Origin of the sequence: Pseudomonas sp. PS01298, assembly GCF_029959745.1 — a bacterium.
In the GTDB taxonomy this organism is placed as follows: domain Bacteria; phylum Pseudomonadota; class Gammaproteobacteria; order Pseudomonadales; family Pseudomonadaceae; genus Aquipseudomonas; species Aquipseudomonas aylmerensis.
In genome coordinates this window covers 23,048-39,041 of sequence record NZ_JASCPP010000064.1, presented here as the reverse complement: position 1 = coordinate 39,041, position 15,994 = coordinate 23,048, and the positions used below count along the sequence as shown (strand labels likewise).

The window sequence follows — 15,994 nt, the reverse complement described above, 5'->3', positions numbered from 1 at the left end:
GTGTCAGCCACTGCAGCTGTGACTGACACGCCGCCTTCGCGAGCAAGCCCGCTCCCACAATGGATCGAGTGAGCCGTTAAAACGTTGTGCAAAAAAACGCCCCGAACCAGTCGGGGCGTTTTTCATTCAGCGTTTACCAATCAAGCCTGATCAGCCAACCGCCACGTCGTCCCGCCCTTGCCGTCTTCCAACACCACCCCCATCGCGGTCAGTTGGTCGCGGATACGGTCGGATTCCGCCCAGTCTTTATTGACACGCGCTGCTAGACGCGCCTGGATCAACGCATCGACTTCAGCCGCATCCACACGCCCTTCGGCGCCGGCTTGCAGGAAGTCATCGGCTTCCATCTGCAACACGCCGAGCACGCTGGCCAGCTCTTTCAAGCGCGCCGCCAGGCCCGCCGCTGCGTCGAGATCGCTCTCGCGCAGGCGGTTGATCTCGCGCACCATCTCGAACAGTACCGCGCAGGCTTCGGGTGTGCCGAAGTCGTCGTTCATGACTTCGGTGAAGCGCGCCACGAAACCTTCGCCGCCGGCCGGGGCCACGACGGGCAGGCCTTTCAACGCGTGGTAGAAACGCTCCAGGGCGCCCTTGGCGTCCTTGAGGTTGTCTTCGGAGTAGTTGATGGCGCTGCGGTAGTGGCTCGACACCAGCAGGTAACGCACGACTTCCGGGTGGTACTTTGCCAGCACGTCGCGAATGGTGAAGAAGTTGTTCAAGGACTTGGACATCTTCTCGCCATTGATGCGGATCATGCCGCAGTGCATCCAGGCGTTGGCGTAGGTCTTGCCGGTGGCGGCTTCGCTCTGGGCGATTTCGTTTTCATGGTGCGGGAACTCGAGGTCGCTGCCGCCGCCGTGAATGTCGAAGGTCTCGCCCAGGCAGCAGGTGGACATCACCGAGCATTCGATGTGCCAGCCCGGACGCCCGGCGCCCCAGGGCGACTCCCAGCTCGGCTCGCCGGGCTTGGTGGCTTTCCACAGCACGAAGTCGAGCGGATCCTGCTTGGCTTCGTCGACTTCGATGCGTGCGCCGATGCGCAGGTCTTCGATTTTCTTGCGCGACAGCTTGCCGTAGCCCATGAACTTGGCGACGCGGTAGTACACGTCACCATTGCCCGGGGCGTAGGCGTAACCCTTGTCGATCAGGGTCTGGATCATCGCGTGCATGCCAGGGATGTGGTCCGTGGCACGCGGCTCCATGTCCGGCTTGAGGATGTTGAGGCGGGCCTCGTCCTCGTGCATCGCGGCGATCATGCGCTCGGTCAGCGCGTCGAACGACTCGCCGTTTTCGTTGGCGCGATTGATGATCTTGTCGTCGATGTCGGTGATGTTGCGCACGTAGGTCAGGTCATAACCGCTGAAGCGCAACCAGCGCGTCACCAGGTCGAAGGCAACCATGCTGCGGCCATGGCCGATGTGGCAGTAGTCGTACACGGTCATGCCGCACACGTACATGCGCACCTTGTTGCCATCCAGCGGCTTGAAGACTTCTTTGGTCTTGCTGAGTGTGTTGTAGATCGTTAGCACGACAAATCCCTTAAATCACTGGCCCCACGAATCACGCAAGGTCACGGTACGGTTGAATACCGGAGCGCCTGGTTTCGAGTCCTTGATATCCGCGCAGAAGTAACCTTCGCGCTCGAACTGGAAACGGTCTTCCGGCTGTGCGTCGCCAAGCGATGGCTCGGCACGACAACCAGTGAGTACTTGCAGGGAGTCAGGGTTGATGTTGTCCAGGAAGCTGGCGCTGTCCTCGGCCTTTTCAGGGTTCGGCGAGCGGAACAGACGATCGTACAGGCGCACTTCGCACTCGATGCTGGCAGCGGCCGGCACCCAGTGGATCACGCCCTTGACCTTGCGGCCTTCAGGGTTCTTGCCCAGGGTGTCCGGGTCGTACGAGCAACGCAGCTCGACGATGTTGCCGTCGGCGTCCTTGATCGCTTCGTCAGCGCGGATCACGTAGCTGCCGCGCAGGCGCACTTCGCCATTCGGCTCCAGGCGCTTGTAGCCTTTTGGCGGCTCTTCCATGAAGTCATCGCGGTCGATGTAGATCTCACGCGCGAACGGCAGCTTGCGCACACCGAGTTCTTCTTTCTGCGGGTGACGCGGCAGTTCGAGGTGGTCGACCTTGTCTTCCGGGTAGTTGGTGATCACGACTTTCAACGGACGCAGCACGCACATGGCGCGTGGGGCGTTGGCGTCGAGGTCCTGACGGATGCTGAACTCGAGCATGCCGTAGTCGACCACACCGTCGGAGCGGTTGGTGCCGACCATCTCGCAGAAATTGCGGATCGATGCCGGGGTGTAGCCGCGACGGCGGAAACCCGACAGCGTCGACATGCGTGGGTCGTCCCAGCCGTGCACGTGCTTCTCATCGACCAGTTGCTTGAGCTTGCGCTTGCTGGTGATGGTGTAGTTCAGGTTCAGGCGGCTGAACTCGTACTGGCGCGGGTGCGCCGGCACCGGCAGGCTGTCGAGGAACCACTCGTACAGCGGGCGATGGCTCTCGAACTCGAGGGTGCAGATCGAGTGGGTGATGCCTTCGATGGCGTCCGACTGACCGTGGGTGAAGTCGTAGTTCGGGTAGATGCACCACTTGTCACCGGTCTGGTGGTGATGAGCGTGGCGAATGCGGTACATGATCGGGTCGCGCAGGTTCATGTTCGGCGAGGCCATGTCGATCTTGGCGCGCAGTACGCGGGCGCCGTCCGGGAACTCACCGGCGCGCATGCGGGCGAACCAGTCGAGGTTCTCTTCCACCGAACGGTCGCGGAACGGGCTGTTCTTGCCCGGCTCGGTCAGCGTGCCACGGTATTCCTTGGCTTGCTCCGGGGTCAGGTCGTCAACGTAGGCCTTGCCGGCCTTGATCAGCTCGACGGCCCAGTCGAACAACTGGTCGAAATACTTCGAGGCGTAGCGCACTTCACCGGACCATTCGAAGCCCAGCCACTTGATGTCGCTTTCGATGGCGTCGATGTATTCCTGGTCTTCCTTGGCCGGGTTGGTGTCGTCGAAACGCAGGTGCGTGACGCCACCGAACTCCTGGGCCAGGCCGAAGTTCACACAGATCGACTTGGCGTGACCGATGTGCAGGTAGCCGTTGGGCTCTGGCGGGAAGCGGGTGACGATCTGCGTGTGCTTGCCCGAATCCAGGTCCGCCTGGATGATCGGGCGCAGGAAATTGACCGGAACGGCAGGTCCGGCCTTGGAATTCGAGGTAGGGTCGACAGTGGGCTTGCTCATAGGATCCTTGAACAGACAGGTTCGTGGCCGGTTGGGGCCAAGTAAAACAAAGGGCTTATCATAGCCGAAGCGGTCAAGCCGCTGACAGAGCGTGGCCAAAAACTGCTGCATTTAATGCACGGGCGGTAAAAAACCACCTCGAAATTCCTGCCGGGCACGCTAAACTGCGCGCCTTGGCCGCGATTTCGCCAACCTGGTAAGGCGCGCAGGCGTCCAAACCCACGAATTCCCTGAAAAGAGTAGTGAACATGACTCAAGTCAAACTGACCACCAACCACGGTGACATCGTCATCGAGCTGAACGCCGAGAAAGCGCCGATCACCGTCGCCAACTTCATCGAATACGTTAAGGCCGGCCACTACGAAAACACTGTTTTCCACCGTGTCATCGGCAACTTCATGGTCCAGGGCGGCGGTTTCGAGCCTGGCATGAAGGAAAAGAAAGACAAGCGTCCAAGCATCCAGAACGAAGCGGACAACGGCCTTTCCAACGACAAGTACACCGTCGCCATGGCCCGTACCATGGAGCCGCATTCGGCCTCCGCGCAGTTCTTCATCAACGTCGCCGACAACACTTTCCTGAACCACAGCGGCAAGAACGTTCAGGGCTGGGGCTATGCAGTGTTCGGTAAAGTCACCGAAGGCCAGGACGTCGTCGACAAGATCAAAGGCGTGCAGACCACCGGTAAAGCCGGTCACCAGGACGTTCCGGTAGAAGACGTGATCGTCGAGAAAGCCGAGATCGTTGAGTGATATTGCTGATTTCAGATTTGCATCTGGAAGAGGAGCGCCCGGACATCACCCGGGCGTTTCTGGATCTGCTCCACAACCGCGCCCGTGGCGCCCAGGCGTTGTACATTCTGGGGGACTTCTTCGAAGCCTGGATTGGCGACGATGGGATGACGCCCTTCCAGCGCTCGATTTGCGCAGCCCTGCGCGAGCTGAGCGACAGCGGCACCCCGATTTTCATCATGCATGGCAACCGCGATTTCCTCATCGGCAAGGGGTTCTGCAAAGCTGCAGGCGCCACCTTGCTCAAGGACCCGAGTGTCGTGCAGCTCCATGGCGAGCCTGTGCTGTTGATGCACGGCGACAGCCTCTGTACCCGCGACCTTGGCTATATGAAGCTGCGGCGCATCCTGCGCAACCCGATCGTGCTGTTTATCCTGCGCCACCTGCCGCTGCGCACCCGCCACAAGCTGGCGCGCAAGCTGCGCAGTGAAAGCCGCGCGCAAACGCGCATGAAGACCAACGACATCGTCGACGTCACCCCCGAGGAAGTGCCCAGGGTGATGCAGCAGTTCGGCGTGCGCACGCTGGTCCACGGCCACACGCACCGCCCGGCCATCCATAAGTTGCAGATTGGAGACCAGGCGGCCAAGCGTATCGTGCTGGGGGACTGGGACAAGCAAGGCTGGGCCTTGCAGGTGGATGAGCAAGGGTTTCAGCTGGCGGCGTTTGACTTTGTGAACCCGCAACTGGCGTTGCCTGGTGCTTGATTCCCAAACACCGCGCATCCCCTGTGAACAGCGACCTCAATGTGGGAGCTGGCTTGCCGGCGATGGCGGTGTGTCAGTCGATTCATTTATCGACTGAACCGGCGCCTTCGCGAGCAAGCCCGCTCCCACCTTTTTGATCGCGTGCTGTCTCAGCTTGAGGTTGTAAACCCGCAATTGGCGTTGCTCGGTGCCTGCCTCTCAAACACCACACATCCCTTGTGAACAGAGATCCAAATGTGAGAGCTGGCTTGCCTGCGAAGGCGGTGTGTCAGTCGATTCATTTATCGACTGATCCGGCGCCTTCGCGAGCAAGCCCGCTCCCACCTTGTTGACCGCGTGCTGCCTCAGGTTGAGGTTGTGAACCCGCAATTGGCGCTGCCTGGCGCCTGACTCTCAAACACCACACATCCCTTGTGAACAGCGACCTCAATGTGGGAGCTGGCTTGCCTGCGAAGGCGGTGTGTCAGTCCATTCATTTATCGACTGAACCGGCGCCTTCGCGAGCAAGCCCGCTCCCACTTTGTTGACCGCGTGCTGTCTCAGCTTGAGGTTGTGAAGCCGCAACTGGCGTTGCCCGGTGCCTGACTCTCAAACACCACACATCCCTTGTGAACAGAGATCCAAATGTGGGAGCTGGCTTGCCTGCGAAGGCGGTCTGTCAGTCCATTCATTTATCGACTGAACCGGCGCCTTCGCGAGCAAGCCCGCTCCCACTTTGTTGACCGCGTGCTGTCTCAGCTTGAGGTTGTGAACCCGCAGTGGGCGTTGCCTGGCGCCTTATTCCCAAACACCGCCATCCCTTGTGAACAGAGATCCAAATGTGGGAGCTGGCTTGCCTGCGAAGACGGTCTGTCAGTCAATAGATTTATCGACTGAACCACCACCATCGCCAGCAAGCCGGGTCCTACAAGGCTCGGGATGATCCGGGTATCAGTGCCCGGAGGCTTCCGGTCCGGCCTTTGCGCCGAACGGCGGCTTGGCCAGCCATACCAGCAACATCAAGCCCATGAACATCCACCCCAGCAACGTGAAGTAGTCCACGGTGGACATCATGTACGCCTGGCTGGTGAGGATCTGGTCCAGCTGCGCATAAGCCTTGTGCCCTGCCCCACCGAGCGCTTGCAGCGCGTCGCGGGTGGCGGAGTCGTAGGTGGTCATGTTTTCGCTCATGTACGCATGGTGCTGGTCCGCGCGGCGAATCCAGATCCAGGTGGTCAGCGAGGCCGCGAAGCTGCCGCCCAGGGTCCGCAGGAAGGTCGCCAGGCCGGCGCCGTCGGCAATTTGCTGCGGCGGCAAGTCGGACATCAGGATGCTCAGGGTCGGCATGAAGAACAGCGCCACGCCAATGCCCATGAACAGCTGCACCAGGGCGATGTGGGTGAAGTCCACTTCGTTGGTGAAGCCGGCACGCATGAAGCAACTCAGGCCAATCGCCAGGAACGCCAGGCCTGCCAGCAGGCGCAGGTCGAATTTGTGCGCGTACTTACCGACAAACGGCGACATCAGCACCGGCAGGATGCCGATCGGCGCCACCGCCAGGCCGGCCCAGGTCGCGGTATAGCCCATCTGCGTTTGCAGCCACTGCGGCAGGATCAGGTTGATGCCGAAGAAGCCCGCATACCCCAGGATCAACACGATGGTGCCGATGCGGAAGTTCCGGTAGGCGAACAGCCGCAGGTTGACCACCGGGTGCTTGTCGGTGAGTTCCCAGATGATGAACACCGCCAGGGCAATCACCGAAATCGCCGCACCGATGATGATGAAGTTGGACTCGAACCAGTCCAGGTCGTTGCCCTTGTCGAGGATGATCTGCAAGGCGCCGACCCCGACGATCAGGCTCAACAGCCCCACATAGTCCATCGGCTGGTAACTGGTGACCACCGGGCGTTTCTTCAGCTGCGAACGCACCACCATCACCGCGAAGATCCCGATGGGCACGTTGATGAAGAAGATCCACGGCCAGCTGTAGCTGTCGGTGATCCAGCCGCCGAGGATCGGCCCGGCAATCGGCGCCACCACCGTGACCATCGCCAGCAACGCCAGGGCCATGCCGCGCCTCGCCGGCGGGTAGACCGCGATCAGCAGCGTCTGGGTCATCGGGTACAACGGCCCGGCAACCAGGCCTTGCACGACCCGAAAGGCGATCAGCTCGGGCATCGAGGTGGAAATACCGCACAGGAACGACGCCAGCACAAACAGCAGGGTCGCCCACAGGAACAACTTCACCTCGCCAAAGCGCCGGCTCAACCAGCCGGTCAGCGGCAAGGCAATCGCGTTGCTCACCGCAAACGAGGTGATCACCCAGGTGCCCTGCTCCGAACTCACGCCGAGGTTGCCGGAAATGGTCGGCAACGCCACGTTGGCGATGGTGGTGTCGAGCACCTGCATAAAAGTCGCCAGCGACAGGCCAATAGTGGCCATCAACAGGCTGGGTGGCGTGAAGGAGGCGTTATTGCTCATCAGCGTTGCGCAGCCTTGGGTGCGGCGCTGCTGTTGTCATGGATCAACTGCGTGATCATGGCGTCAGCCTCGGCCAGTTGGCGGTCATACACGTTGGTGGTGAACGAAGCCTTTTGCGGCGCCTGCTGCGCCAGTACCGGGCCGCTCTGGTCGTGCAGGTCGACATTGACCACGGTGCTCAAGCCCACTCGCAGCGGGTGCTTGGCCAGCTCATCGGCGTTGATGTGGATACGCACGGGTACACGCTGCACGATCTTGATCCAGTTACCGGTGGCGTTCTGCGCCGGCAGCAGGGCAAACGCGCTGCCGGTACCGGCGCCCAGGCTGTCCACGGTGCCGCTGAATTTCACGTCACTGCCGTAGATGTCCGACTCGATATCCACCGGCTGGCCGATGCGCATGTCGCGCAGTTGGGTTTCCTTGAAGTTGGCGTCGATCCACAGCTGGTCCAGCGGAATCACCGCCATCAGCGCAGTGCCCGGCTGGACGCGCTGGCCCAGTTGCACGGTGCGCTTGGCCACGTAGCCGGTGACCGGCGCGATCAAGGTGCTGCGCGCATTGGTCAGGTAGGCCTGGCGCAGTTGTGCGGCGGCGGCCTGGACGTCCGGGTGCGACGAAATCACGGTGTCGTCCACCAGCGCGCTGGTGGTCTTGAACTGCTGCTGCACGTTGGCCAGGGCGTTTTGCGCCGAGGTCAGGTCGTCACGGGCGTGGGAGAGTTCTTCCTGGGAGATCGCGCCGCCCGCGGCGAGGTTCTTACGACGGTTGTAGTTGTCCTGGGCCTTCTGCACATTGGCTTGCTGCGCCAGCACCTGGGCTTTCATCCCGTCGACGTTGCTGTACAAACCTCGTACCTGGCGCACGGTGCGGGCCAGGTTGGCCTGGGCACTTTGCAGGCCGACGGCGGCATCATTCGGGTCGAAGTTGACCAGCACCTGGCCTTCGTGGACCAGGTCGCCATCGTCGGCGCCGATGCTGACCACGGTGCCGGTGACCAACGGGGTGATCTCGACCACGTTGCCGTTCACATAGGCGTCGTCGGTGCTTTCATTGAAGCGGCCGTAGAGCTCATACCAGCCCCACACGCCCAGCACGCCGAGGATGACGATCAGCGCGAGGCCGATCAGCATGATCTTGCGTTTACGCGGGTTGTTGTCCGTTTTGGGTTGTTCGGTGGCTTTGGGTTGTTCGCTTGCGTTGGTGTTTTCGGCAGTGGCCATGACAAATACCTCAAATTATTCCGTGCGTGTGGCTGGGGTGGTCGCTGCCACGTTGTTGGCGCTGTAGCCGCCACCCAGGGCCTGCATCAATTGAATCGACAGATCGATCTGCGCTGCATTCAGCGTCGCCAGCTGGCGCTGGGCCTGCAGCAACTGCTGCTCGATGCTCAGCACATCCAGGTAGTTGCCGATGCCGGAGCTGTAGCGCTGCACCCCGGTGTCGTAGGACTGCTGGGCAATGTCCGCGGCGTGTTGCTGGGCCTGGATCTGCCGACCGGTGTCACGCAGTTGCGACAGGGTGTTGCCGATATCGCCCAGGGCTTGCACCAGGGTCTTGTTGTACTGGGCCACCGCCAGGTCGTAGTCGGCGTCGCGGGCGTCGAGGTCGGCGCGCAGGCGGCCACCGTCGAAGATCGGCAGCGAGATCGTCGGCGCGATGCTGAAGAAGCGGCTGGCCGACCCGAACATCGCGTCACCCAACAACGACTCGGCCCCGGCGCTCGCGCTCAGGTTGAGGTTGGGGTAGAAGTTGGCCTTGCCGGCGGCGATATTCTTGCTCGCCGCCTCCACGCGCCAACGCGCGGCGATCAGGTCCGGACGACGGCCGAGCAATTCGGCCGGCAATACCGAAGGCACCGCCACGGCGCTGGGTTTCAGCACGTTGGGACGGGTCAACTCACCGCCACGGTCCGGGCCTTTGCCGAGCAGCACGGCGAGGGCGATCTTGGCGCTCTGCAGTTGCTTTTCCGCATCGATCAGTTGCGACTGGGAGCTGGCTTCCAGGCTTTCGGTCTGCTGGTACTGGTACTGGCTGTCGATGCCGGAGTTGAGCCGACGCTTGCCCAGGTCGAGCATTTGCCGGGTGCGCTTGAGGTCATCATTGGCCAGGTCACGCACGATATGCGCCTGGCCCAAATCGCTGTAGGCCTTGGCCACGTTGGCGGCGAGTGTCAGGCGTGCGGCCTGCTGGTCGACTTCGGCGGCACGTGCCTGGCCCAGCGCGGCTTCCCACGCGGCGCGCTGGCCACCCCAGAGGTCGAAGTTGTAATTGAAGCTGGCGCCGATATTACGCACGGTGGCGTAGGCATCGCCCTGCCCCAGCGGGTCCTGATCCTTGGCCAGGCGTGAGCGGCTCACACCGGCGCTGGCGTCGAGGGTCGGCATGCGAGCGGCATTCGCCGCATAGGCAGCGGCTTCGGCCTGATGGGCACGGGCGCTGGCCACTTGCATGTCGGGGCTGTTCTGCAGGGCTTCCTGGATCAGGCCGTCGAGCTGGGGGTCGCCCAGGCTTTTCCACCAGTCGGCGGTGGGCCAGGCAGCACTCGACAGCGTCACGCCGCTCAAGGACTTACCGGCCTGCAGGGTATTGGCGTCGAGGCGCTGGCCCTGGGTGTCGAGGCCGCTGAAGTTGGCGCAACCGGCCATGCTCATGGCCACCAGCACCAGGCTAAGGGCACGTGTGTTCATTCTTTACCTACCCGCTGCAGGGTGATGGGATCACCGGCAGCTATCAGAATTTTCTTGAGGATCTTTTCCAGGGTTTGCAACTCACCGGGCTCCAGGGCGCCGGCCAACTGATTCAGCGCATCGGCGCCGATGTGCGGCAGCATGTCCGCCAGGCGCTGGCCTTCGGTGGTCAGCACCAACTGCACCTGGCGGCGGTCCAGCTCGGAACGCTTGCGACCCAGCAGGCCCTTTTGCTCCAGGCGGTCAAGCATGCGTGTCATCGAGCCGCTGTCCAGCGACAGGTTGCGGCACAGCTCCGCCGGGGTGTCGACGCCGTACTGGGCCATGATGATCAGCACCTTGAACTGCGCGGCGGTGATGCCATGGGGTTCCATATGGGTGTCGATGATGCGGTCTTTGAGCAGTGCGGCGCGGCCCAGCAACAGGCCGAGATGGCAGTTGTGGAAGTTGTCAGGGGTGAAGTGTTTCATCGGAAGTCACCTTATTACTGCCTAGGCAGTGAATGTATGACGAGATGTTACTGCTTAGGCAGCGAATGTCAAATGGAATAATTAGCTTGCTTGCTAATTAGCTGACAGGCGGCAGAAAACCGCAACTGCAGGCGCAGGCTTGCCGGCGATGGCGGTGTATCAGTCAATGAAAAGATCGACTGATGAACCGCTATCGCCGGCAACAGGGGAAGGTCAGAAATCGCGCTTGTAGAAGATATCCAGGGAGCTGGCCACGCCGCTCGCCACTTCCAGGTACACCTTCTTGCTCAGCAGATAACGCAAGGCAATGGTGCTGGCCGGTTCGAACACCCCGACCCCGTAGCGCAGGCTGAGTTTCTCGGTGATCTTGCCGCTGGCCACCACCGCCGTGGTGGTGCCACTGCCCTGGGTGTCGAGGTCAAAATCCTGGATACCGAGTTTGTTGGCGATGTCCGAGGTCACCCCGGCGCTGCCCATCAGCCCCAGGCCCAAGGCGGCTTGGGCAAGCATGTTGTTGTCTTCGCCGGTGCTGCTCAGCGGGCGCCCCAGTACCAGGTAGGACAGCGCCTGCTCCTGGCTCATCGCCGGCTCCGAGAAGATCTGCGTGGTCGGCTGCTCGGCGCTGCCGCTGAGGCGGATACCGGCGACCACGTCGTCGGTCTTGCGGACCGCTTCGATGTCCAGGTAGGGCTGGTCGATCGGCCCGGCGAACAGCAGGCGTGCGCGACGCACATCAAGTCGCTGCCCGTAGGCGCGGTAGCGGCCGTCGTTGAGCCACAGCTCGCCACGGGTGTCCATGTTGTCGCCGATGTGCACATGGCCCTGCACCTTGGCGGTCAGGCCGAAGCCGGCGAAGTTGAGCTTGTCCTCGCCCACCGCGACGTCGATATCCATGGCCATCGCCATCGGTGGCTTGCCCTCCTCGGTCTGGCTGCCGACGATCACGGTGTCGTCCGAGACCTTGACCGTCGACGGCGGCAGCTCACGCACGGTGATGTCGCCGCGCGGGATCTGCACCTTGCCGGCAATCGCCAGTTTGTCGTTCTTCAGGCTGATCTTCAGGTCGGGCGCCACTTCCAGCACCGCATAGGGCTCTACCGTGACCGGCAGTTGCGAGCCTTGCAGGCTGAGGTCCACCACCAGCGCCTGGCCCCAGTCGATCTGGCCCTTGAGGCTGCCCTGCCCGGCCTTGCCACTGCGCCAGGCGCCATTCAATTGCACACTCTCGCCGGCAATCAGCGCCTGCACGTTCAGGCCTTCAAGGCTGACCGGCAGTTGCGGCCCGGACACTTCACCGCCCACCAGGTTGACGTTGCCGTTGACCTGCGGTGCCAGCAATCCACCGGAAATCCGCCCGCTGCCGTTGAGCTTGCCGGTGAGTTTTTCCACCATCGGCACAAACGGCCGCGCCACGGCGAGGTCGAGGCCAGTGAGGCTGAAGTTGCCGGTGATCGGCTTGTTTTTCGGCAGAGGATTGATCTGCGCCTGCAGCAACAGCTCGCCGAGCTGGCCGCCACGGAAGTTCAGCTGGGTGTCGATGCGCTTGGGGTTGAGGGTGGTTTCCAGCTTGAGGGTGTCATAGGGGAAATCCAGCCACTGGTCCTTGTCCTTGACGCGCATGGTGCCGCCGCTGGCATCCACCGAGATCACGCCTTTGGGCCCGCTGTCGGGCAGGTCGAGTTGTACGTCGGCATTCAGCTTGCCCTGCCACGCGAAGTCCTTGGGCAAAAACGCCGCCAGGCTGTCGATGGGGAACTGCTTGAGGTGGTAGCGCAGCTTCGGCTCGGGCATCAGGCGCTGGTCTTCACCGCACAGGCTGGCCGCGCCGGACACCCAGCAGTGCGCGGCAAATGTCAGCTTGCCGTCGGCCAGGCGTTCGATTTTTGCCGGGGCCTGCAGCTTCCAGTCCTGGCCACCGGCTTGCACATCGCCACTGGCCAGGCGCCCGCGCCAGTTGCCTTTATCGAGGTTGCCGTCGAGGGCCAGGGCCAGTTTCACCAACGGACCGGCCAGGTCCAATTGGACCTTCTGGCTCTTGATATCGCCTTGGGCACTGGCCGTGAGGGTGCCGACCTGGGTTTCGCCGGCCTGGATGCCGCTGCCCTTGAGGTCGATCCTGGCGCGCTGGGCGCTGTCCAGGTTGGCGTCCAGGCTCAGGCTTTGCAGGCGATTATCGGCGAATGCCAGTTGCTGGCCCTTGAGGTCGAGCTTGCCTTGCGGCGCCTGGAGGCTGCCGGCCACGTCGAGCCGGCCATTGACCTGCCCGCGCAGCTGCGGCCACAGCTGGGCCAGGCGCGCCAGCTTGATATCGATCTGCCCGGCCAGGCGTTGCTGCAGGCTGCCGCTGCCGTTGATGCGGTTGTCGCCCAGGCGAATATCCAGGTTGGCCAGGGTCCATTGCTCGCCCGCGCCTTCGGCCTTGGCGGCCAGCACGGCGGTTTGCCCGCGCAGGCGGCCCTTGAGGTCGAGGTCGGCGTTGAGCTTGAGCTGTTCGTTCTTGAATTCACCTTGGCTGCGCAGCGGCCCGGCCAGGGTGCCGGGCAACTCGGCGACCCAGTACGCCGGGTTCAGCGCCGACAGGTCCAGCGCGGTGTCCCAGGCGATGCCGTCGGCAAACTGCAGGTTCAGGTGGCCTTCGGCCTTGCCTTGGCCGGCGCTGAGTTTCAGCTCGGGCAGGAACACTTGCTTGAGGTCGCCGCTGAAGGGCGTGACCACCGTGAACTTGCCAGCCGGGCCGTCGAGGTCGGCCTTGAGATTGCCGAGGTAGTTGCCGTCCTTGTAGGAGACTTCACCGTTGAAGGTGCGCAATACGACCTGCGGCTCGTCGATCAGCGGGTACAGGCGATGCCACGGGAAGTCCAGCCAATCGATCCTGGCCTCGGCGCTGAAGCCTTGTTGCCAGTCCAGCTGCGCCGTCAGTTTCAGGCTCTGGCGGTCACCGGCATTCAGGTCGAGGCCGGCGATCTGCGCGCCCTTGGCGTCGACCTTGCCTTGCAACAGCAGGTCCACCGGGCCTTTTTCCGCCGGCAGCACGGCCTTGCCCAGCAGTTGGTAGCCGCTGCTCAAGTCGCCTTTGGCGCTGAGGTCGAGTTGATTGAGTTGCAGGGTGTCGGGCAAATCGGCGCTCGGCTTGAAGCCGTCCGCGGTGATGTGCAACTGCGCGGGCAGGTTTTCCGCCAGGGGCTGCAGCTCGCCGCTGAGTTTGGCCGGCAGGTAACCGCTGCTGTCGGCGTCGAGCTTGAGGGTCTTGAGCAAGTCGCCCTCGACCTTGAGCGCCACTTTCCACGGCGCGCCGCCGGGGGCGTAAGGCAGGCTCAGGTCACCGCTGGCGGTCAACGGCCAGTCGCCGCTGGGTTGCAGCAGGCCGGCAAGGTCCAGCACCAGGTCGTCGCGTTGCAAGTGCACCGAGTCGATCTGCATCCCGGCGGCGGTCCAGTGCGCCGCCAGCTGCAGGCCCTTGAGTTCCTCGCTGCCATTGAACAGCAGGCTGCCGACGCGAACGTCGCCCAATTGAATGGAAACGGGCAATTTCAGATCCGGCAATTGAATCGGACCGCTGCTCTCTTCGGTGCTCGGCGCAAACTGCAGGCTGACTTGATCCACGTCCAGGCGATTGATGCACACGGTCATGCGCAACAGGCACGCCGGCGACCAATCCAACGTCGGCGCCTTCAGCTCGACACGACTGCCGTCTTGCGCCCACAGCAGATGGTCGGCGCTCCACTGGCCGCCCAAATGGCCTTGGAAATTCTCCACGCTCAACCCCGGCACACGCCCCAGGGCCCAGCGACTGCCGGCCTGGGTGCCGAGGATTGCCCACAGTGCCAGCAACAGCACGGCGAGGATTGCCAGTACGGCCAGCCCCGCTATTTTTACACCACGCATCACAGCTCAGGCCCCATGGAAAAGTGCAAACGAACGCCGCCCGGGTCTTCCAGGGCATGGGCCAGGTCCAGGCGGATCGGCCCCACCGGCGAGACCCAGCGAATGCCGACACCGACGCCGGTCTTGAGGCTGGGCAGCTCCAGGGAATTGAACGAGTTGCCCTGGTCGATAAAGGTTGCGATCCGCCATTTCTCGGCGATGGAATATTGGTACTCGGCGCTCAGGGCCACCATGTAGCGGCCGCCGATACGGTCGCCGCGGTCGTTCTCAGGCGAGAGCGTCTGGTACTCGTAACCACGCACGCTCTGGTCGCCACCGGCGAAGAAGCGCAGCGACGGCGGCACCGACTTGTAGCCATTGGTCGCGCTGCCGCCGACCTGGGCACGGGCCAGGAACCGGTGGTTGTCCCACAGGGTGGTCAAACCCTTGACCATGGCCGTGCCGTAAAGCAGGTTGGTGTCGGAGCCCAGGCCCTCCTTCGCGACCTTGGTGTCGAACTGCAGGCGGTAGCCGTTGTGCGGGTCGATGCGGTTATCGCTGCGCAGGTAGGAATAGCTGATGCCGGGCATGACCAGGTTGCTGAGTCCGGAGTCATTGCCCAGGCGATATTCTTCGCGCTGGTATTTGAGCGAGATCACGCGGGTCCAGCCGCTGGGCAACTTGCTGTGCCATTCAGGGCCGAGGGTGAGCAATTTACTCAAGGTGTCGGTATTGGCGATCTCTTCATTCTGGTAACCGCCGGCGAAGCGCAATTTATCGGTGAGCGGCGGGTCCAGCGGAATGTCGTACCACAGGCCGACGTTCTGGCGTGGCGCCGACAGTTCGGCCTCCCAACCATAGCTGTGGCCCTGGGGGTTGACCCAGTGACGGGTCCAGTTGGCTTTGCCGCGCGGGCCGACGTCGGTGGAGAAACCCAGGCCCAGGCCCATGGTGCGCGGCTTGCGGGTTTGCAGGTTGACGGCCACCGGGATCACGTCTTTGCTCGAGGCCGCTGGGGCAGCGTCCACGCGCACGCCTTCGAAAAAGCCGCTGGCCTGCAGGTTCTGGTTGAGTTCGGCGATCAGTTCGGAATCGTAGGGGTCACCGCTTTTGAACGGCACCATGCGTTGCAGCAGGTCTTCGTCAAACGGCGTATCGCCGGCAAAGCTGACCTTGCCCAGGGTGTAGCGCGGGCCACTGTCATAGATGAGTTCGATATCGGCGACGCCGGCCTGCGGGTCAACCGAGAGTGTCTGGCGAGTAAAGCGCCCGCTGAAAAAGCCGTAGCGCGACGCCTGGTTCTGGATCAGACGCTTGGCGTCTTCGTAATGGCCGTGGTTGAGCACGGCGCCGGATTTGAGGTCGTCACTGGCAGGCACGCGAAACGTCTTGAGGTTCGCGGCAGGACCGTCGACCCGAATGGTCACATTGCGCAAATGCACCGGCTCGCCGGGGTCGATGGTGAGGATCAGGCGCGGGTTCTTGCCGCCCTTCACGTCACTCTCGATCAGTGGCTGATAGAAACCCAGTGCCTGCGCGGCTTTGCGCGCCTGCTCCTCGGCGCCACGGCTGAACCGCAGCAAGGCCTCTTCATCACGATCGCCCACCCCGCCGATATAGCCTTCGATGTTGGCTTTCAACGCGTCGTTTGATGGCTTGATCCGCACGTCCAATTCGCTTTGTGCGAATGCGCCGCAGCTGGTGAACAGCAGAACCAAGCCGCTGGTAAATCTTCCTGGAAACTTCATAGGCGCGGATGCTACACGAGCA

Annotated in this window: 10 protein-coding genes; 2 read left to right on the top strand and 8 right to left on the bottom strand. The window is 62.7% G+C overall.

Going from position 1 to position 15,994, the window contains the following annotated elements; all coding sequences use genetic code 11:
- Positions 1 to 140 precede the first annotated feature (140 nt).
- Together cysS and QMX97_RS20665 are read right to left on the bottom strand one after the other, a co-directional pair.
- On the bottom strand, positions 141 to 1,529 hold the full coding sequence (cysS, locus tag QMX97_RS20670) for a cysteine--tRNA ligase (RefSeq protein WP_282397501.1): 1,389 nt from the start codon (positions 1,527 to 1,529) through the stop codon (positions 141 to 143).
- A 15-nt stretch (positions 1,530 to 1,544) separates the two neighbouring features.
- Entirely contained in the window at positions 1,545 to 3,245 is a 1,701-nt protein-coding gene (locus QMX97_RS20665) for a glutamine--tRNA ligase/YqeY domain fusion protein (protein ID WP_106803390.1), read from the bottom strand.
- Positions 3,246 to 3,493: 248 nt separating this feature from the next.
- On the opposite strand from QMX97_RS20665, the gene QMX97_RS20660 reads away from it, so the two are divergent.
- Together QMX97_RS20660 and lpxH are read left to right on the top strand one after the other, a co-directional pair.
- Positions 3,494 to 3,997 (top strand): peptidylprolyl isomerase, encoded by a 504-nt coding sequence (locus QMX97_RS20660; protein ID WP_003211783.1) that lies wholly within the window; start codon positions 3,494 to 3,496, stop codon positions 3,995 to 3,997.
- Positions 3,994 to 4,743, top strand: a complete 750-nt coding sequence (gene lpxH / locus QMX97_RS20655; protein ID WP_106803389.1) for a UDP-2,3-diacylglucosamine diphosphatase — start codon at positions 3,994 to 3,996, stop codon at positions 4,741 to 4,743. Before QMX97_RS20660 ends, lpxH begins: the two co-directional genes overlap by 4 nt.
- Before the next feature lie 930 nt (positions 4,744 to 5,673).
- Here the strand turns inward: lpxH and QMX97_RS20650 are convergent.
- The 6 genes from QMX97_RS20650 to QMX97_RS20625 all read right to left on the bottom strand — a co-directional run bounded on the left by QMX97_RS20650 (position 5,674) and on the right by QMX97_RS20625 (position 15,972).
- Positions 5,674 to 7,203 carry a DHA2 family efflux MFS transporter permease subunit gene (locus QMX97_RS20650; protein WP_065901037.1) on the bottom strand — a complete coding sequence of 510 codons (1,530 nt, stop codon included), beginning with the start codon at positions 7,201 to 7,203 and terminating at the stop codon, positions 5,674 to 5,676.
- The gene (locus tag QMX97_RS20645) at positions 7,203 to 8,423 is read right to left on the bottom strand and encodes an efflux RND transporter periplasmic adaptor subunit (protein ID WP_065901042.1); all 1,221 of its coding nucleotides are present in this window, start codon (positions 8,421 to 8,423) and stop codon (positions 7,203 to 7,205) included. Before QMX97_RS20645 ends, QMX97_RS20650 begins: the two co-directional genes overlap by 1 nt.
- 15 nt (positions 8,424 to 8,438) lie before the next feature.
- Positions 8,439 to 9,890, bottom strand: coding sequence for an efflux transporter outer membrane subunit (locus tag QMX97_RS20640; protein ID WP_213551216.1), 1,452 nt, complete (start codon positions 9,888 to 9,890; stop codon positions 8,439 to 8,441).
- Positions 9,887 to 10,360, bottom strand: a complete 474-nt coding sequence (locus QMX97_RS20635) for a MarR family transcriptional regulator (RefSeq protein ID WP_065901046.1) — start codon at positions 10,358 to 10,360, stop codon at positions 9,887 to 9,889. Before QMX97_RS20635 ends, QMX97_RS20640 begins: the two co-directional genes overlap by 4 nt.
- 213 nt (positions 10,361 to 10,573) lie before the next feature.
- A complete protein-coding gene (locus QMX97_RS20630; RefSeq protein WP_282397500.1) occupies positions 10,574 to 14,245 on the bottom strand; it encodes a translocation/assembly module TamB domain-containing protein in 3,672 nt (1,223 codons plus the stop codon).
- A complete protein-coding gene (locus QMX97_RS20625; protein ID WP_065901050.1) occupies positions 14,245 to 15,972 on the bottom strand; it encodes an autotransporter assembly complex family protein in 1,728 nt (575 codons plus the stop codon). Before QMX97_RS20625 ends, QMX97_RS20630 begins: the two co-directional genes overlap by 1 nt.
- Positions 15,973 to 15,994: the final 22 nt, after the last annotated feature.

Coding starts and splice junctions, on each gene's coding strand:
- QMX97_RS20665 (WP_106803390.1), bottom strand. CDS start 3,245: ATGAGCAAGCCCACTGTCGACCCTACCTCGAATTCCAAGGCCGGACCT.
- QMX97_RS20660 (WP_003211783.1), top strand. CDS start 3,494: ATGACTCAAGTCAAACTGACCACCAACCACGGTGACATCGTCATCGAG.
- QMX97_RS20650 (WP_065901037.1), bottom strand. CDS start 7,203: ATGAGCAATAACGCCTCCTTCACGCCACCCAGCCTGTTGATGGCCACT.
- QMX97_RS20645 (WP_065901042.1), bottom strand. CDS start 8,423: ATGGCCACTGCCGAAAACACCAACGCAAGCGAACAACCCAAAGCCACC.
- QMX97_RS20640 (WP_213551216.1), bottom strand. CDS start 9,890: ATGAACACACGTGCCCTTAGCCTGGTGCTGGTGGCCATGAGCATGGCC.
- QMX97_RS20635 (WP_065901046.1), bottom strand. CDS start 10,360: ATGAAACACTTCACCCCTGACAACTTCCACAACTGCCATCTCGGCCTG.
- QMX97_RS20630 (WP_282397500.1), bottom strand. CDS start 14,245: ATGCGTGGTGTAAAAATAGCGGGGCTGGCCGTACTGGCAATCCTCGCC.
- QMX97_RS20625 (WP_065901050.1), bottom strand. CDS start 15,972: ATGAAGTTTCCAGGAAGATTTACCAGCGGCTTGGTTCTGCTGTTCACC.